This is a genomic window from Acidovorax sp. PRC11 (assembly GCF_031844105.1).
Lineage (GTDB): Bacteria > Pseudomonadota > Gammaproteobacteria > Burkholderiales > Burkholderiaceae_C > Paracidovorax.
The window spans coordinates 51,314-67,432 of the sequence record NZ_JAUZUQ010000004.1 but is presented as its reverse complement, the minus strand read 5'-3'; the positions used below and the strand labels follow the sequence as shown (position 1 = coordinate 67,432).

Genomic DNA, 16,119 nt, shown 5'->3' with positions numbered 1-16,119 from the left:
CGCCATGCGTATCTACGTCGCCGGCCCGATGACGGGCATCCCCGAACTGAACTTCCCCGCCTTCCACGCTGCCGCCGCCGCGCTGCGCGCCGAAGGCCACCACGTCGAGAACCCCGCCGAAATCAACGCCGATCCCGAAGCGCAGTGGCTGGACTGCATGCGCATGGACATCGCCCGGCTGGTCACGTGCGATGCCGTCTACATGCTGCCCGGCTGGCAGAACTCGCGCGGGGCCCTCGTGGAACACACGCTGGCCACCGGCCTGGGCCTGCAGGTGCTGATCGCCCGGCAACCGCAGGACCGGGCCCGCCGTCGCACGGTGGCCCGGTGCGACTGCAGGAGCTACGAAGTAGCGGTGCCGGGGTGGACGCTGGCATGCGGCGCCGTGCTGCATCGCTCGCCGTTGGCCGGAGAAAAATACCGCCAGTTCAGCGACGACGCATGGGCTGTCACCGACGCGGTATCCGGCGCGCGCATGGCATCCGGCAGCAGCATGGCCGAGGCCGTGCGTGCCTATCGCGAGCGCGCCAAGATGTACGGCGACGCGTGGGCCCAGGTCGTGGCGGACCGCCGGAAAAAGTACCTCGAAGACAAGGCCCAGCGTCCGGCGCGCAAACGCGCGGCGAAGCGCAAGCGCCCGGCCGTGGCCGCCCGCGCGCAGCCCGCCGCCTCGGGAAAGGTGGCGTGATGTGGCTCTACATTCCATCGAACTCTGCGCCGGCGTCGGCATGCTCGGCGAAGGCGTCCGCGCCGGATTCGAGCTACTCGGCATCGAGCACCGCACCGTTTGCTACGTGGAGCGGGAAGCTCCTGCAGCCGCGCAGCTTGCCGCGCTTATGGAAGCGGGAGCCCTTGATTCGGCGCCTATCTGGTCTGACCTGCTCACCTTCGACGGCGCAGCGTGGCGCGGATGCGTGGATTTCCTCGTTGCGGGCTTCCCGTGCCAGGACATCAGCATCGCCGGCCGCCGCGCCGGTCTGGATGGAAAGCGCTCCGGGCTCTTCTTCGACATCCTCGACATCGCCGACGATTGCGACGCGTCAGGCCTCTTTCTGGAGAACGTCAGCGCCATCGCTACTGCCACCGCCACCGCTGTGGACGAAGCCGAGGGAACGCTCGAAGAGCGCGCCGCCGCCCGCGTCCTGGGAGAACTGGCCGACCGCGGGTGGGACGCGGAATGGCTCACTCTTTCCGCGTCCGACGTGGGCGCCAGCCACGGGCGTGCCCGGTGGTTCTGCCTCGCATGGCGGCGCGTGGCCGACACCAGACACCGGGCACGAGCGAACGAATCGCTCGGCATCGCCGGGGGCGGCCGACCGGCCCACCATTGCGCTGGCAGCGAAGCTGTGGGCCAGTCCCACCGCGCACGACGGCCGGCGCCCGGGTGCGGACTTGGCATCAACGCAGGGCGCGAACCTGAACAGGGATGCGGCGATGTGGATGACGCCCAGCGTGTCGAACAGCCAGGGCAACGAATACACGCGCGATCGAGGAATACCGGGACAGGAGCGGCTGACGCTGACGGGCCAGGCACAGAAGTGGCCGACGCCCCGCGCGAGCATGGCGAGTTGCGGCAGCGACAGCGACCAGGCGGGGCGACCTGGGCTCAAGGATGCGAGCAAGCATTGGCCCACACCGCGAGCGACGGACGGCACGAAGGGCGGCCCGAATCAGGCGGGCAGCAAGGGGGACTTGATGCTGCCGAGTGCGGCAGCACAGTGGCCGACGCCGGCCAGCCGGGATTACCGCACGCCGAACAGCGAGGCCAGCCAAGCCAGCCGCAACCACACGGGCGGCGAGCAGCTGCCGAACTACGTGGAACACCACTTTTCGCACCCGGTCCTATCGATCCACGATGGCCGGCCGTTGTCGCCCACCGGCCGGACCTTGCCCCGGCGGTTGAACCCGGCGTTTGTCTGCTGGCTGATGGGATGGCCTATCTGGTGGACGAATCCCGCGCTCACCAGCTGCGCCAGGGTGGAAATGGAGTCGTACCGCTGCAGGCTTCAGTGGCACTTGTCGAACTTGTGCGGCGCGCCGCAGCTTGAAGGAAATCCGCTGTGACTGCACCCCAATCTACCCCGCGCGTGCTGCACGTCGTGTCGGTGTCCGGTGGCAAGGATTCCCTGGCCACGCTCCTGCTGGCACTCGCGAAGTGCCCGGCCGGTAGCGTGCTGCCCATCTTCTGCGACACCGGAAACGAGCACGAAGCCACATACGCCTATCTCCGTTATCTGGAAGGAGCGCTGGGCGCCACCATCCACGTCCTGCGCGCGGACTTCACCGAGCAGCTCGCCGCCAAGCGCGTGTTCATCGCGCGAGACGTCCGCCGTGGCCGCGAATACCGCAAGGTGCCGAAGACCGACCGGCATGGAAACCCCGTCTACCTGCGCGACCGAGCAGGCGCCGTGCGCCTGTTTCCCGTGCTGGACGAATCGGGCGTGCCCACCGGCGAGGTGCAGCCGCGCCAGGCCTGGGGATGGGACGGCGGCCGGAAGATCCGCTGGACGAACAAGGCCAAGCGCCGCGCCCTGTCGGTGATGTACCCGAGCGGCAATCCGTTCTTGGACTTGTGCATGTGGAAGGGCCGATTCCCCTCGCGCCTCGCGCAGTTCTGCACGCAGGAGCTGAAACGGAATATGGCCGTGGGCTTCCACCTCGATCTGCTGGAGGCCGGCCACAAGGTCATCAGCTGGCAGGGCGTCCGACGTGACGAATCCGAGAACCGCAGGCACGCCAAAAAGGCCGAGCGCGTGGCCGCCAGGTACTGGCAGTTCCGGCCCATCGTGGAATGGACGGCAGCCCAGGTGTTCGCCTTGGCCAAGTCCGCCGGCATCGAGCCGAACCCGCTGTACCTGCAGGGTATGTCCCGCGTCGGGTGCATGCCTTGCATCAACGTGAACAAGGCGGAGCTGCGACAGATCGCGGTGCGCTTCCCCGAGCATCCTGAGCGCATCAGCGAGTGGGAGCGCATCGTGGGCATGTGCTCGAAGCGCGGCTACTCCACTTTCATGACCGATGCCCACGCCGCCCAGGATCGCCGGCAGGTGTTTGCCGACCTCAATGTGTGGGCCCGGATCGAATGGGCGAAGACCACGCGCGGCGGCCGCCAGTTCGATCTGCTGGCCACGCTGGACGAACCGGCCTCCTGCAGCTCGGCATACGGGCTGTGCGAATGACCACCATGCGCATCACGCTTTCGAAAGAACAGCTCCTGGAAGAGCTGGACATCGTAGAAAACACGCTGCGCGCGCTCATCGACAAGCGCGCGTTCCCCCACCCTCGCAAGATCGGCCCCACGAAAATTCGGTGGCTGGTTGCCGAAGTGCTGGAATGGCTGCAGGCCCAGCCGAAGGCCTGGACCAACCTTGCGCCCGGTCAGGAGGACGAGGCGCGACCTTGACGCGTTGCTAGTCCACTCTCGCGCATTGACGGCGCCAACCCCGCGGATTTCCTTCGAAAGACCGCAGCAGCGCGTTGCAGCCGTACTCCCGATCAAGAAAGCTGGAGAATAGCGAGAAACACTGCATTGAGGACCGCATGAAAGATCTCCCGACCGCGATGCTTGCGGGCCTATTCGGCGCTCTAATCTCGGCCTTTTTGAGCTACATCGTCCGACTTCGAGCGAAAAGGAAGGAAGATGAAGAAGAGCGGAAGAGGATAGCCAAGGTAAATTTCTTACTCTTGACAAATACGGTGGCATTCCATCACTTCGCTTCGCAATTGATTGCAAGCGCTGTCAAGAAGCACGGTTTTTCCGACTCAAGGGTGAATACGCCGCATGCTGCGGCTGTTGTTATCGGGTCCGCTGTCGCCGATTTAAAGACAGAAGACACGGAAGGAATTCGCGTGTTTCTAAAGCCATTCTTAGTCGCGCTGGCAGGTGAGCTGCGTAAGTTCGAGGTTAAACAGAGTGATTTGGCGAAAATGTCGGAGGTGGCAATTTTCATGTACCACAGGTTCAACACAACAGCGTCAAGACTTGTTGCAGGCCTAAACCTTCTGGATGAACTTTTGGAAAATGGCGATCCTAAAAAGATAAGCGCGTCTTATCTGCTCTCGCTTTATGAAACTTATAAATCATTTGCGCATGCTGCCGGTGTACTGAGGGCAGCCTTTCAAGAAAGCGCCGGTCTTGAAAAAGACTACGCGTTTGACTGCTTTGAAAGAGCGTTCACGGTCATACAGAAAGAAACCGTCACATTCACTAGCCAATCAGCCAAACTTCAACGGTTGTTGCATGCGATCCAAGAGGCGACGCCATCGCAAACCAGTGGGCCAGCGGATCAGTTCGCAGACCGTTGAAACTGAGTCAAAACTTTATGCGCGCGTAGGGGATAGCGGGCATGCGTAATCGGCCCACTCTTGCATGATGACGGTGCGCTTTTCGAGCATGTCGCCGCGCCGGTACGCGGCTTCCGTCTTCGTATCGATCGCGTGTGCCAGACACAGTTCGATAGCGTCACGGGGGTGCCCGGTCATCTCACCCGCCCAATCTCTGAACGTACTCCGAAAGCCGTGCGGCACGGCCTCGAAGTCGTGCCGACGCATGAGCTGAGTCAATGCCATGTCCGACAGCGGTCCGCGCCTGTTGGAGGGAAACACATAGTCCACATCGGGCAGCCGCGGCTGTGCCTTAAGCAACGCCACGGCCTGCCGCGAAAGCGGCACGCGGTGGTCCTTCTTCCCCTTCATCCGTTCCGCCGGCACGATCCACAAAGCGCTGTCCAGATCCACTTCCGACCAGGTTGCGCCCCGCACTTCCCCCGACCGCGCAGCGGTCAGCACCAAGAAGCACAGCGCTCGCGCGCTCTGCCCGTCGATCGCGGAAATCTGCATGTACACGGCCGGTAGGTCCGCAACGTCCACGGCCGGGTGGTGCTTCACGGGGGCCACCTTCGAAGGATCGGCCAAGATGTGCTCCAGCTGCCCGCGCCATCGCGCAGGGTTCGGCCCGGTGCGGTAGCCGTGAGCGGTCGCCCAGTCCAGAATCTGTTCGATCCGGCCTCGCAGCCGGGCCGCCGTCTCCGTCTTCTTTTTCCAGATAGGAGTGAGGGCGCGCAGCACTCGCGGCTGGTCGATTTCCGACACGGGCACAGTGCCGAAGTGCGGCGACGCGTAGGTAGCGAGCGTGTTGCGCCACTGCTGGGCGTGTTTCAGGCTACGCCATGTGGTTTCGTGCTCGCGGATGAACGCCTCGGCCGCCACGTCGAACGCTACACGTTCGGCCGCAGCTCGCCGGGCTGCATCGCGCTCTGCTTGCCTCACCGCCAGAGGATCTTTACCCGCGTCCCGTAGCCGGAGAGCTGCCCGGGCATCGTCACGCGCGGTGGAGAGCGATACGCCTGGATAGCTCCCTAGTCCCATGCGGCGCCGGCCGCGCATGAATACGTAGCGCAGCACCCAGGTGCGCGACCCTCCCTCGATCCGGAGATAGAGCCCGGTCGCTCCCCCAACAGCGTGCGATCCCTCTACCTTGAGCCGCGACACCTCCAAGGCCGTCATCTCCAGAATGCGCTTAGGCATTGAATCTGTGGGCCATGCTGTAGGCCATAAAAAGTTGAATTGGGGATGAGGAGCGGCTGAACCGCCGCTGCACTAATACTGTATATAACAACAGAATACGCAGCGTAACACGTTGATTTTTATGAGTCAACGGAGCCGTACAGGCGAAAAAAAAGCACCCCTTGCGGGATGCTTTTTCTGTTCTGGCGGAGAGGGTGGGATTCGAACCCACGGTAGTGTTGCCACTACGCCTGATTTCGAGTCAGGTACATTCGACCACTCTGCCACCTCTCCTGTGTGTCGAAGCCTGCGATTGTAGCAGAAAATCTGCAAGCACCGCGCCAAACGCATGCAGTTCCAGACATCTCCACAACACCGGATCGACTCAGGCGGTCTTGTACAAATCGTCCAGGCTGCGGAACCCCTTCATTTCGATGGGGTTGCCGAAGGGGTCCATGAAGAACATCGTCCATTGCTCGCCAGGCTGGCCTTCGAAGCGAACCTGCGGCTCCAGCACGAATTCCGTGCCAGCGGCCTGGAGGCGGTCCGCCATGGCCTGCCAGTCCGGCAGCGCCAGAACCAGGCCCAGGTGGGGCATCGGAACCAGGACATCGCCCACGCGTCCGGTGCGCGCGGTGGCGAAGGGTTCGCCCAGGTGCAGGGATAGCTGATGGCCGAAGAAGTCGAAATCGACCCAGGTGGCGGTGCTGCGCCCTTCGGAGCAGCCGAGCACCTGTCCATAGAAGCGCCGGGCTTCGGTCAGGTCGCGGACGTTGTAGGCCAGATGGAAGATGCTGCGCATGGTGGGGGGATCGCCGGGTAGAGGAGCCGGGATCGGGATCGACATCGGCATCGCATTAGACCATCGGCCGCCCTCACCCGAAGGCCGAAAAAACCTGCTGCCCAGGCGTCAGACCAGCACCAGCTGCGGCACGGTCTGCAGTTCGCGCAGCGGCGCGCGCGCGGGCTTCACGGCGCGCAGGTGGGCGACCATCTCGTCCACCACGTTGCGCTGGCTGTAGACGCATTCCCAGGCCTGCTCCACGGTCAGGCCGCGGTAGCGCTGGCCGAGCGTGAGTTCGACGCGCTCGGTGACCCAGTCGCCGCGGTAGCCGTAGTCCGCGCGCCAGTAATACGGCTGCGAGAAATAGCCGAACGAGCCGGGGAACAGCGGGCGCACGTGGGTCGGATCCTCGAAGGCGTCGTCGCTCGCGCCGTGCGGCACGCGGATCTCCATGCGCGCGCCGTCGCGGGCCACGCGGTGCAGCTCCTGCATCATCGGCAGCACGTTGGGGATGTGCTCCATCACGTGCGAGAGCAGGAATTCCCCGATGCTGTCGTCGGCGAGCGGCAGCGGCGTGCGCGCGCACTCGTTGAGGTCGGCGACGATGTCCACGCCCGGCGTGGCCTGCCAGTCGAGGTTCACCCAGCCTTCGACGATCCTGCGGCCGCAGCCGACGTTGAGCTTTTTGGGGAGATCCATGTCGGGTGCTGTCGGGGCCGGAAGGCGGGGCCGGTCAGGGAATCGTGCCGGCGGGAATCGCGTGGCGGTCGCGGTCGCGAGCGGAGTGGCGCGGCTCAGGCCAGGACGGCGTCGCCGCCCAGGTAGGGGCGCAGCACCTCGGGCACCACCACGCTGCCGTCGGCCTGCTGGTAGTTCTCGACCACCGCGACCAGCGTGCGGCCCACGGCGAGGCCGGAACCGTTGAGCGTGTGCACGAGTTCGTTCTTGCCCTGCGCGTTCTTGAAGCGCGCCTGCAGGCGGCGGGCCTGGAAGGCTTCGCAGTTGCTCACGGAGCTGATCTCGCGGTAGGTGTTCTGCGCGGGCAGCCACACTTCCAGGTCGTAGGTCTTGGCGGCACCGAAGCCCATGTCGCCCGTGCAGAGCGACATCACGCGGTACGGCAGGCCGAGCTTCTGCAGCACGGCCTCGGCGTGGCCGGTCATCTCCTCCAGGGCCTCGTAGCTGCGGTCCGGATGGGTGATCTGCACCATCTCGACCTTGTCGAACTGGTGCTGGCGGATCATGCCGCGCGTGTCGCGGCCGTAGCTGCCGGCCTCGGAGCGGAAGCACGGGGTGTGGGCCGTGAGGCGGATGGGCAGCTCGGCTTCGGCCACGACCTGGTCGCGCACGAAGTTGGTGAGCGGCACTTCGCTGGTGGGGATCAGGTAGAGCGCGGCGTTGTCGGGCACCGGCTCGCCGTCCTGGCCGCCCTTCTTCGCAGCGAACAGGTCGCCTTCGAACTTCGGCAGCTGGCCCGTGCCGCGCAGCGAATCGGCGTTCACCAGGTAGGGCACGTAGCACTCGGTATAGCCGTGCTCGCGCGTCTGCACGTCCAGCATGAACTGCGCGAGCGCGCGGTGCAGGCGGGCGATCGGGCCCTTCATCACGGTGAAGCGCGCGCCCGAGAGCTTGACGCCCATGTCGAAGTCGAGGCCCAGGGGTTCGCCCAGGTCCACGTGGTCCTTCGCGGTGAAGCCGAGCGGCGCCGGATCCTGGCCATCCGGGCTCCAGCGGCGCACTTCCACGTTGCCGGATTCGTCGCCGCCGACAGGCACGCTCTCGTGCGGCAGGTTCGGCACGGCCACTAGCAGCGCGTGCAGCTCGGCCTGGAGCTGCTCCAGGCGCGTGGCGGAGGTCTCCAGCTCGGCCTTGAGGCTGCCGACCTCGGCCATCACCGCATCGGCGTTCTCGCCCTTGGCCTTCAACTGGCCGATCTGCTTGGAGAGCTGGTTGCGGCGCGACTGCAGCTCCTCGGTGCGCGTCTGCAGCGTCTTGCGCTCGGACTCCAGCGCCTGGAAGGTGTCGACCGGAAGGAAGGCCTGGGGCTTCTTGCGGGTTTCCAGCCGCGCGATGGCGGAATCGAGGTCTTTGCGGAGGAGGAGGATGTCGAGCATAGCCGGCGATTTTACGGCGCCCTTCCCTCGCGCCGGCATGCCACGTACGCGCCCGTCACGTATCGGGCCGAACACGGGTGCGCACCGCGCGCCGAATTCCTAAGATAGGGCCATCACACGACAGGGAGGCCCGCCATGCAGATGGAACCGTATCTTTTCTTCGATGGCTGCTGCGAGGAAGCGCTCGCGTTCTACGCGCACAGCCTGGGGGGCGAGGTGCTGGCGATGCAGCGCTACGCCGGCTCGCCGCTGGAAGAGCAGTTGCCCGCCCAGTGGCACGCCAAGATCATGCACGCCACGCTGGAGGCCCCCGGCGGGCACCGGCTGATGGCCTGCGACCGCATGCCCGGCCAGGCCTCGGGCGGACACGGCGGGTTCGCGCTATCCATCCACTGTCCGTCGGACGCGGAACACGGCGAGCGCATCTTCCGCAGCCTGTCCGAGGGCGGCACGGTGACCATGCCCTTCACCGTCACGTTCTGGGGCGCGCACTTCGGCACGCTGGTGGACCGCTTCGGCGTGGGCTGGATGATCAATTGCGAGGGCGGCCATGCGTCGCCCGGCAGCGCCTGATCCCCCGCCCGGCGGCTGCGGCGCTCAGGCGACGGCGGCCGGATCGCAGTTGGCACCGCAGAGGATGAGCCCCACGGTCTCGTCGGGGCGGGGCCGGTACACGCCGCTCTGCAGCGCGGCGATGCCCAGGGCGGCGGCAGGCTCGACGGCGAGCTTGAGTTCGCGCCACAGCCATTGCTGGGCCGAACGGATGGATTCATCGGTCAGCAGCAGGGTGTCATGCACGTGGCGCTGCGAGACCTGCCAGGCGATGTCGCCGATGCGCCGCGCGCCCAGCGAGTCGGCGGCGATGCCGCCCACCGTCACGTCCACCGGCTGGCCGGCCGCGCGCGCGGCATGCAGCGTGGGCGCGCCTTCGGGCTCCAGCGCGATGACGCGGGCGCGCCCCTCGCACCAGGCGGCGATGCCGGCGATCAGGCCGCCGCCGCCCACGCTCACGAGCACGCTGTCGGGCAGCCGCCGGGCCTGCTCCTCCATTTCCAGCGCCAGCGTGCCGGCACCCGCCGCCACTTCGGGCTGATCGTAGGCGTGGGTGAGCAGTGCGCCCGTCTCCTGCTGGCGCGCGAGGCAGGCCTGCAGCGCCTCGGCATAGGTCGCGCCGCCGACGACCACCGTGGCATCGAGCGAACGCAGGCGGGCCCGCTTCGCTTCGGGCGACACCTCGGGCACGTAGACCTCGCAGCGGATGCCGAGCGAGCGCGCGGCGGCGGCGGTGGCGATGCCGGCATTGCCGCCGGAGGCGACGATCACGCCGCTCTCGGGAATGGTGTTGGCGAGCAGGCGGTTCAGCATGCCGCGCGCCTTGAAGCTGCCGCCCACCTGCAGGTGCTCCAGCTTGAGCCACACCTCGGCGCACTCGATGCCGAGCGAGCGGCCCGAAAGGCGCATGAGCGGCGTGGTACGCAGGAAGTCGGGGCGCGCGGCCAGGCGCAGCCGGGCGGAGGAGATGGCGGAACGGTCGATCATGGACAAGGGCAGCAGCGAGAAGTCGGTGGTTACGGCGCCCCGCGTCGTCGGGGCGAAACCTGACAGTGTATGCAGGCCGCGGCTGCCCCGTCCGGCTGCAGCCCGCGCGGCACATGCCGATAACATGGCCAGGGGCCGCGCACCGCGGCCTTTTCGCAGGAGATGGCGCATGTTCTTCGTGTTCGGCCCCATGGGGCAGATGTACCGCGGCGGCCCGGAGCAGCTGGCCCAGGTGTCGCCCGTGCGCCGCGTGCAGCGGCCGCAGGCCCTGCGCACCCGTGGGCCCGACGTGGGGGACGAGCCGCCGATGGCCCAGGCATGGGCCCAGCAGGCACAGGCGCGACCGCAGCCGGCCGCACCGCACGCCGCGCCGGCGGCGCCCGTGAACGTGCTCGCGCAGGTGGCCGTGAGCGCCTACGCGCAGACCGAGCAGGGGCCGCAGCAGGCACGCCAGCCGCTCACGCGCGTGAGCGACGTGATGACGACCGGATCGCTCTCGGTGCCGCCCGACGTGCGCGTGAACGACGCCTGGCAGACGCTGGCGGAATACCACGTGGCACAGGCGCCGGTGGTGGATGCGCAGGGCCATGTGGTCGGGCTGCTGCTGCGCGCCGACATGGCGCCGCTCGACCTGCTGCCCGAGCCGGGCAGCGTCAAGGCCGCGATCGAGCTGGCGCGGCGGCCGGTGTCGGAGGTGATGGTGAGCCCGGTGCCCACGGTCGCGCCCGACACCGAGCTGCGCCGCGTGGCGCGCGTGCTGCTGGACACGGGCATGCCCGGCCTGCCGGTGACGGACGAGTACGGAACGCTCGCCGGATTCATCTCGCGCACGGACATCCTGCGCGCGGTGGCGGCCGATCCGCCGCTGGACCTCTGGAGCTGAGGCGCCGGGCCCGCGGGCGGGGCGGAGCGCCCCCCCCGGGTCAGCAGGTCATTCGGCCAGGGCGGCGCCCTGCGACTCGGCGATCTGCACGCGCGGCAGCGGGCTCGCGAGCACCTTGTCGATGGTCTTGCCGTCCATGTCGACCACCTCGAACTGCCAGCCTTCCCACTGCACGGTGTCGGTCACCTTGGGCAGCTTGCCGGTCAGCAGCATCACCATGCCGCTCAGCGTGTGGTAGCGGCCGCGCTCCTCCTCGGGCACGGCGTCGAGGTCGAGCCGGTCCTTCAGTTCGGGCACCGGGATGTGGCCGTCGAGCAGCCAGCTGCCGTCCTCGCGCTGCACGGCCCAGGAGGTGGCCGGATCGCGCGCATGGAATTCGCCGGTGATCGCCTCGATCAGGTCGCGCAGCGTGACGATGCCCTGCACTTCGCCGTACTCGTCGATCACGAAGGCCATCTGCAGATCGGACTGGCGGAAGTTGTCGAGCAGCTCCATGCCCGTGATGGTCTCGGGCACGTAGAGCGCCGACTGCAGCGGCTGGGCCGACAGGTCGCGCACGTCCTCGCGCAGCGAGCGCGACAGCCACTGGCGGGCATTGAGCACGCCCAGCACGTTCTCCATGCCGCCGCGCACCACCGGGAAGCGGCCGTGGTCCGACGACTCGACGAGCCGCAGGTTCTCCTCGAAGCTGTCCTCCACGTCGAGCACCACCACGTCGGCGCGGGGCACCATCAGCGAGCCGATCTGGCGGTCGTCCAGGCGGAACACGTTGCGCACCATCTGGTGCTCGTGGGATTCGATCACGCCCGCGCTCGTGCCTTCGGCCAGCACGGCATGGATCTCGGCCTCGGTCACCGCGCTCGCGGTGTTCTCCTTCACGCCCAGCAACCGCAGCAGCGCCTGCGTGGAAACCGACAGCAGCTTCACGAACGGCTTGGTCGCGAGCGCCAGCCAGTTGATGGGCCGCGCGACGAGCCGCGCCAGCGTCTCAGGGTAGCTCTGGCCCAGGCGCTTGGGCACCAGTTCGCCGACGACGATCGAGAAGTAAGTGATCACCACCACCACGAGGCCCGTCGCAGCATAGCCGGCGGTTTTCTCGGGCACGCCCACCGAGAGCAGCCACTCTCCCAGCGGCGCGGCCAGGGCAGCCTCGCCGACGATGCCGTTCAGCACGCCGATCGAGGTGATGCCGATCTGGATGGTGGAGAGGAAGCGCGTTGGGTCTTCGCCGAGCTTCATGGCGGCGATCGCGCCGGAATCGCCCTCATCGATGAGCTTCTGCAACCGGGTCTTGCGCGCTGAAACCAGCGCCAGCTCGGACATGGCGAAAAGGCCATTCAGAAGGATGAGGGCGAAAAGTATTGCTATTTCCATAGACAGGGAGTGGTGGCTCCCTCGGAGTGGTCGGGACGCAAATTGTAAGAAGTCCTACCGCCGATGGGGGATTCAATGCCCGGCAGCGTAGGGATTTGGCACGGCAGCGCAGGAAAGCCGGCTAGCCTCGCCCTGCCCCGGTTTCCGGCACGCGCTGCGAGATCTCCAGCCCGGTGGCCGCGTCGATCTTCAGGCCCTTGGGCAGCGGGAACTTCACGGTCTCCTCGATGCCTTCCATCCGGCGCACCGCCACGGCGCCCAGCGCCCGGATGCGGTCGATCACCTGCCGCACCAGCACTTCCGGCGCCGACGCCCCCGCCGTCAGGCCCACGCGGGTCACGCCCTCGAACCATTCGGGCAGGAGCTCGTCGGCGCTGTCCACCATGTGCGACGGCGTGCCCAGCCGCACCGCCAGCTCGCGCAGGCGGTTGCTGTTGGAGCTGGTCGGGCTGCCGACCACGATGACGAGTTCCACCTGCGCCGAAAGCACTTTCACGGCGTCCTGGCGGTTCTGCGTCGCATAGCAGATGTCCTGCTGCTTGGGCTCGCGCACCTGCGGAAAGCGCGCGCGCACGGCGGCCGTGATTTCGGCCGCGTCGTCCACCGACAGCGTGGTCTGCGTGACCACGGCGAGCTTTTCGGTCTGCGCCGGCTGCACCCGGGACACGTCCTGCACATCCTCCACGAGATGGATGCCGTGGTCCAGCTGCCCCATCGTGCCCTCGACCTCAGGATGCCCCTTGTGGCCGATCATGATGAACTCGTAGCCCTCGCGCGCGAGCTTGGCCACTTCCACGTGCACTTTGGTGACGAGCGGGCAGGTGGCGTCGAAGATGCTGAAGCCGCGCGCCTCGGCCTCGGCCTGCACCGCCTTGCTCACGCCGTGCGCGCTGAACACCAGCGTGGCGCCGGGCGGCACGTCGGCCAGGTCCTCGATGAAGATCGCACCCTTGGATTTGAGGTCGTTCACCACGTAGGTGTTGTGCACGATCTCGTGGCGCACGTAGATCGGGGCGCCGAACTTCTGCAGCGCGCGCTCCACGATCTCGATGGCACGGTCCACACCGGCGCAGAAGCCGCGCGGCTCGGCCAGAACGATTTCCTGGGGTTGGATGGCCATGGCGTCAGAGCACTCCGATGAGCTGCACTTCGAAGGTGACGGGCTGGCCCGCGAGCGGATGGTTGAAGTCGAAGCGCACCGCGCCGTCGTCCCGCACCTCCAGCACCACGCCGGCGTAGCTGCCCGTGCCGTCCGGCGTGGGAAACTGCACCACGTCGCCGAGGGTGTACTGCTCGTCGGGATCGCCGAGTTCGGCGAGCAGGCGGCGCGCCACCCACTGCTGCATCTCGGAGTTGCGTTCGCCGAAGGCTTCGCCGGCCGGCAGCTCGAACGTGGTGCGCGTGCCCTCCGGCAGGCCGATCAGGCGCTGCTCCATCGCGGGGGACAGTTCCCCGGCGCCCAGCGACAGCGTGGCGGGCTTGTCGCCGAACGTATTGATGACGTCGCCCGAAGGGCCTGCGAGGCGGTAGTGCAGCGTCAGGAAGGACCCGGGCTGCACGGTGGCCACGGAGGAAGAAGCGTTGGAAGTCATGGACGAAAAAGGGCCGCTCGGCCTGCAGATGGTGTATAAAAACACAGTGTCCTGACCGCGATTCCACGGTCTGGGTGTGTGCCTGATTGTCCTTCCTTCTTTGCAACCCTATGGCTCTCAAGACTCTGCCCATCGATGCCCGCCCGCGGGAACGCCTGCTCGCGCGCGGCCCGTCCGCCCTGTCGGATACCGAACTCCTGGCCATCCTCCTGCGCACGGGCATCGTGGGCAAGGGCGTGATGCAGATGGCCCAGGAGCTGCTGTCTCCCGCGCTCCCCGATCCCGCCACCGGCACCCTGCAGGGCGGATTCGGCGGCATCGGCGGCCTGCTGCAGGCCGATGCCGACGCACTCAAGCGCATCAAGGGCCTGGGTCCGGCCAAGCGCACGGCGCTGGTCGCGGTGCTGGAACTCGCACGCCGCGTGCTGGCCCAGGCGCTGCCCAAACGGGACCTGTTCCACTCGCCCCGCGCGGTGCGCGACTACCTGCAGCTGCACCTCGGAGGCAAGCCCCACGAGGTGTTCTCGGTGCTGTTCCTCGACAGCCAGAACGGGCTGATCGCCATGGACGAGATGTTCCGCGGCACACTGTCGCAGGCCAGCGTCTACCCGCGCGAGATCGTGGTGCGCGCGCTCCACCACCAGGCGGCTTCGGTGGTGCTGGTGCACAACCATCCCAGCGGCCAGGTGCAGCCGAGCCGGGCGGACCAGGACCTCACGCGCGCGCTCACCGAGGCCCTGCGCCTCGTCGACGTCCGCGTGCTCGACCACATCATCGTGGCGCCGGGCGCGTCCCTTTCCATGGCGGAGGAGGGGCTGCTCCGATGATCCGTCCCGCCGCCTGCCGGCCTGCCGGCCGGCCCTGGGTCCGGTGGCCGGCCACCCTGCTGGCGGCCGGGATCGTCGGGCTGCTCGCGGCCTGCGCGCCGCAGCCGGTGCGGCCGACGGGGCCCGGCACAGCCGTCGCTGCCGCCCCGCCCGGCCAGGTCGCCGCGCAGGCAGCCCAGCGCACCCGCCCGGCGGGCCCGGGGCTGCGGCTGATCGGCATCGCCACCCTCCCGCACGGCCTGGAGTTCCTCGGCAGCACGGTGGGGGGCATCTCGGGCATCGACTACGACCCGCTGCAGGACCGGTGGGTGCTGCTGAGCGACGACCGTTCCGCGCTGCAGCCCGCGCGCTTCTACACCGCGCAACTGCGCTACGGCGACGATGCGCTCGCGCCGCCCCGCCTCACGGGCCTGTTCACGCTGCGGCAGCCGGACGGCCGGCCGTTCCCGTCGCGGCTGCAGGCGCACCGCGAAGGCCCGGACGCGGGCGAGGTGCCCGACCCCGAGGCCGTGCGCTGGCTGCCCGGTGGGGCATCGCTGCTCTGGACCAGCGAAGGCGACTTCGCGCGCGGCTACGGCCCCGCGCTGCGGGAGAGCCATGCGGACGGCGCGGCGGCGCGGGAGTACGCACTGCCCCCGGCCTTCCAGCCGCGGCCCGGCGGCGACAGCGGCCCGCGCGCCAATGCGACGCTCGAAGGCCTGGCCCTCTCTCCCGACGGCCGCACGGCCTGGCTCGCGATGGAGGCTGCATGGCGCCAGGACGGCCCGATGCCGACAGCGCACTCGCCCGGCGGGCCGCTGCGCATCACGGCGCTCGATCTTTCGAGCGGGCGGGCCGTGCGCCAGGTCGCCTACGTGCCGGACGCCGTGCCCCGCGCGCGGCGCATTCCCTGGGGCCCGCGCCTCAACGGCGTGAGCGAAATCCTCGCGGACGGCCCCGATCACCTGCTGGTGCTCGAACGCGCCTACAGCGCCGGTGCGGGCTTCCTCTCGCGCCTCTACCGCATCGACACGCGGGCCGCGAGCGACACGCTCGCGCTCGACCGGCTCACGCCCGACAACCACACCCCCGCCCTCAAGACACTGGTCGGCAGCTTTCCGGGCCCGGGCCTGCCGGAGGCGGACAACCTCGAAGCGATGGCCTGGGGCCCGCCCCTGCCGGGCGGCCGGCGCGTGATCGTCTTCGCGAGCGACGACAACTTCAACCCCGCCCAGGCCACGCAGTTCATCGCCGCGGAATACCTGGAACCGGAAGCGCCATGAGCGTGGCGCCCGGACACCGCGACGGGGTCCGGCAGGCCGGCGGGAGCGAGCGCCTGCCGTGCATCGAGGCGTATTTCCATGGCCACGGCTATGCGCCGCACCGGCACGACACCTGTGCGGTGGGAAGCACGCTGGCGGGCGTGCGGAGCTTCCGCTACCGGGGAGAGCATCGGCACAGCCTGCCGGGCCAGACCCTGCAGTCCATGCTCGGCGGCCGGCCCTGCCGTTCCTGGCCGTAA

At 68.0% G+C, this 16,119-nt stretch carries 18 protein-coding genes, 1 tRNA gene and 1 pseudogene; 11 read left to right on the top strand and 9 right to left on the bottom strand.

Annotated elements, in window-relative coordinates; all coding sequences use genetic code 11:
- Positions 1-4 precede the first annotated feature (4 nt).
- The 6 genes and pseudogenes from Q9R47_RS05930 (at position 5) to Q9R47_RS05905 (ending at position 4,305) form a co-directional block, all read left to right on the top strand.
- Positions 5-688, top strand: coding sequence for a DUF4406 domain-containing protein (locus Q9R47_RS05930; protein WP_311232284.1), 684 nt, complete (start codon positions 5-7; stop codon positions 686-688).
- A 1-nt stretch (position 689) separates the two neighbouring features.
- Positions 690-1,244: pseudogene (locus Q9R47_RS05925) on the top strand (DNA cytosine methyltransferase); the annotation flags it as partial.
- 190 nt (positions 1,245-1,434) lie between these two features.
- Positions 1,435-2,064: a hypothetical protein gene (locus Q9R47_RS05920; RefSeq protein ID WP_311232487.1), complete on the top strand. Its 630-nt coding sequence runs from the start codon at positions 1,435-1,437 to the stop codon at positions 2,062-2,064.
- Positions 2,061-3,179 (top strand): phosphoadenosine phosphosulfate reductase family protein, encoded by a 1,119-nt coding sequence (locus tag Q9R47_RS05915; RefSeq protein ID WP_311232283.1) that lies wholly within the window; start codon positions 2,061-2,063, stop codon positions 3,177-3,179. Before Q9R47_RS05920 ends, Q9R47_RS05915 begins: the two co-directional genes overlap by 4 nt.
- Positions 3,180-3,184: 5 nt before the next feature.
- Entirely contained in the window at positions 3,185-3,403 is a 219-nt protein-coding gene (locus Q9R47_RS05910) for an AlpA family phage regulatory protein (protein WP_311232282.1), read from the top strand.
- A gap of 137 nt (positions 3,404-3,540) precedes the next feature.
- Complete coding sequence (locus Q9R47_RS05905; RefSeq protein WP_311232281.1) at positions 3,541-4,305, top strand: hypothetical protein; 765 nt, start codon at positions 3,541-3,543, stop codon at positions 4,303-4,305.
- A 15-nt stretch (positions 4,306-4,320) separates the two neighbouring features.
- Here Q9R47_RS05905 and Q9R47_RS05900 read toward each other — a convergent pair whose 3' ends face one another.
- From Q9R47_RS05900 to serS, 5 genes are all read right to left on the bottom strand, one after another.
- Positions 4,321-5,526, bottom strand: coding sequence for a phage integrase central domain-containing protein (locus tag Q9R47_RS05900; RefSeq protein ID WP_311232280.1), 1,206 nt, complete (start codon positions 5,524-5,526; stop codon positions 4,321-4,323).
- A gap of 183 nt (positions 5,527-5,709) precedes the next feature.
- Positions 5,710-5,799, bottom strand: a tRNA-Ser gene (locus Q9R47_RS05895).
- Between the two features lie 91 nt (positions 5,800-5,890).
- Positions 5,891-6,307 (bottom strand): VOC family protein, encoded by a 417-nt coding sequence (locus Q9R47_RS05890; RefSeq protein ID WP_311232279.1) that lies wholly within the window; start codon positions 6,305-6,307, stop codon positions 5,891-5,893.
- A gap of 108 nt (positions 6,308-6,415) precedes the next feature.
- Positions 6,416-6,988, bottom strand: coding sequence for a hypothetical protein (locus Q9R47_RS05885; protein ID WP_311232278.1), 573 nt, complete (start codon positions 6,986-6,988; stop codon positions 6,416-6,418).
- Positions 6,989-7,083: 95 nt separating this feature from the next.
- Positions 7,084-8,403 (bottom strand): serine--tRNA ligase, encoded by a 1,320-nt coding sequence (serS, locus tag Q9R47_RS05880; RefSeq protein WP_311232277.1) that lies wholly within the window; start codon positions 8,401-8,403, stop codon positions 7,084-7,086.
- A gap of 135 nt (positions 8,404-8,538) precedes the next feature.
- Here serS and Q9R47_RS05875 point away from each other — a divergent pair, with 135 nt between their 5' ends.
- Entirely contained in the window at positions 8,539-8,976 is a 438-nt protein-coding gene (locus Q9R47_RS05875) for a VOC family protein (RefSeq protein WP_311232276.1), read from the top strand.
- Positions 8,977-9,000: 24 nt separating this feature from the next.
- On the opposite strand, the gene Q9R47_RS05870 is transcribed toward Q9R47_RS05875, so the two are convergent.
- Entirely contained in the window at positions 9,001-9,942 is a 942-nt protein-coding gene (locus Q9R47_RS05870) for a threonine/serine dehydratase (RefSeq protein WP_311232275.1), read from the bottom strand.
- A gap of 169 nt (positions 9,943-10,111) precedes the next feature.
- Between Q9R47_RS05870 and Q9R47_RS05865 the strand changes: the two genes are divergently transcribed.
- Complete coding sequence (locus tag Q9R47_RS05865; protein WP_311232274.1) at positions 10,112-10,825, top strand: CBS domain-containing protein; 714 nt, start codon at positions 10,112-10,114, stop codon at positions 10,823-10,825.
- A gap of 48 nt (positions 10,826-10,873) precedes the next feature.
- Here the strand turns inward: Q9R47_RS05865 and Q9R47_RS05860 are convergent, their stop codons facing one another.
- The 3 genes from Q9R47_RS05860 to Q9R47_RS05850 all read right to left on the bottom strand — a co-directional run bounded on the left by Q9R47_RS05860 (position 10,874) and on the right by Q9R47_RS05850 (position 13,791).
- Entirely contained in the window at positions 10,874-12,199 is a 1,326-nt protein-coding gene (locus Q9R47_RS05860) for a hemolysin family protein (RefSeq protein WP_311232273.1), read from the bottom strand.
- A gap of 121 nt (positions 12,200-12,320) precedes the next feature.
- On the bottom strand, positions 12,321-13,319 hold the full coding sequence (ispH, locus tag Q9R47_RS05855) for a 4-hydroxy-3-methylbut-2-enyl diphosphate reductase (RefSeq protein WP_311232272.1): 999 nt from the start codon (positions 13,317-13,319) through the stop codon (positions 12,321-12,323).
- A 4-nt stretch (positions 13,320-13,323) separates the two neighbouring features.
- Positions 13,324-13,791, bottom strand: coding sequence for an FKBP-type peptidyl-prolyl cis-trans isomerase (locus Q9R47_RS05850; protein ID WP_311232271.1), 468 nt, complete (start codon positions 13,789-13,791; stop codon positions 13,324-13,326).
- A 110-nt stretch (positions 13,792-13,901) separates the two neighbouring features.
- Between Q9R47_RS05850 and radC the strand changes: the two genes are divergently transcribed.
- The 3 genes from radC to Q9R47_RS05835 are packed head-to-tail and all read left to right on the top strand — an operon-like array spanning position 13,902 to position 16,119.
- Positions 13,902-14,618: a DNA repair protein RadC gene (gene radC / locus Q9R47_RS05845; protein ID WP_311232270.1), complete on the top strand. Its 717-nt coding sequence runs from the start codon at positions 13,902-13,904 to the stop codon at positions 14,616-14,618.
- On the top strand, positions 14,615-15,880 hold the full coding sequence (locus tag Q9R47_RS05840) for an esterase-like activity of phytase family protein (RefSeq protein ID WP_311232269.1): 1,266 nt from the start codon (positions 14,615-14,617) through the stop codon (positions 15,878-15,880). Before radC ends, Q9R47_RS05840 begins: the two co-directional genes overlap by 4 nt.
- Entirely contained in the window at positions 15,877-16,119 is a 243-nt protein-coding gene (locus Q9R47_RS05835) for an AraC family ligand binding domain-containing protein (RefSeq protein WP_311232268.1), read from the top strand. Before Q9R47_RS05840 ends, Q9R47_RS05835 begins: the two co-directional genes overlap by 4 nt.

Coding starts and splice junctions, on each gene's coding strand:
- Q9R47_RS05930 (WP_311232284.1), top strand. CDS start 5: ATGCGTATCTACGTCGCCGGCCCGATGACGGGCATCCCCGAACTGAAC.
- Q9R47_RS05920 (WP_311232487.1), top strand. CDS start 1,435: ATGTGGATGACGCCCAGCGTGTCGAACAGCCAGGGCAACGAATACACG.
- Q9R47_RS05910 (WP_311232282.1), top strand. CDS start 3,185: ATGCGCATCACGCTTTCGAAAGAACAGCTCCTGGAAGAGCTGGACATC.
- Q9R47_RS05905 (WP_311232281.1), top strand. CDS start 3,541: ATGAAAGATCTCCCGACCGCGATGCTTGCGGGCCTATTCGGCGCTCTA.
- Q9R47_RS05900 (WP_311232280.1), bottom strand. CDS start 5,526: ATGCCTAAGCGCATTCTGGAGATGACGGCCTTGGAGGTGTCGCGGCTC.
- Q9R47_RS05890 (WP_311232279.1), bottom strand. CDS start 6,307: ATGCGCAGCATCTTCCATCTGGCCTACAACGTCCGCGACCTGACCGAA.
- Q9R47_RS05885 (WP_311232278.1), bottom strand. CDS start 6,988: ATGGATCTCCCCAAAAAGCTCAACGTCGGCTGCGGCCGCAGGATCGTC.
- serS (WP_311232277.1), bottom strand. CDS start 8,403: ATGCTCGACATCCTCCTCCTCCGCAAAGACCTCGATTCCGCCATCGCG.
- Q9R47_RS05875 (WP_311232276.1), top strand. CDS start 8,539: ATGCAGATGGAACCGTATCTTTTCTTCGATGGCTGCTGCGAGGAAGCG.
- Q9R47_RS05870 (WP_311232275.1), bottom strand. CDS start 9,942: ATGATCGACCGTTCCGCCATCTCCTCCGCCCGGCTGCGCCTGGCCGCG.
- Q9R47_RS05865 (WP_311232274.1), top strand. CDS start 10,112: ATGTTCTTCGTGTTCGGCCCCATGGGGCAGATGTACCGCGGCGGCCCG.
- Q9R47_RS05860 (WP_311232273.1), bottom strand. CDS start 12,199: ATGGAAATAGCAATACTTTTCGCCCTCATCCTTCTGAATGGCCTTTTC.
- ispH (WP_311232272.1), bottom strand. CDS start 13,319: ATGGCCATCCAACCCCAGGAAATCGTTCTGGCCGAGCCGCGCGGCTTC.
- Q9R47_RS05850 (WP_311232271.1), bottom strand. CDS start 13,791: ATGACTTCCAACGCTTCTTCCTCCGTGGCCACCGTGCAGCCCGGGTCC.
- radC (WP_311232270.1), top strand. CDS start 13,902: ATGGCTCTCAAGACTCTGCCCATCGATGCCCGCCCGCGGGAACGCCTG.
- Q9R47_RS05840 (WP_311232269.1), top strand. CDS start 14,615: ATGATCCGTCCCGCCGCCTGCCGGCCTGCCGGCCGGCCCTGGGTCCGG.
- Q9R47_RS05835 (WP_311232268.1), top strand. CDS start 15,877: ATGAGCGTGGCGCCCGGACACCGCGACGGGGTCCGGCAGGCCGGCGGG.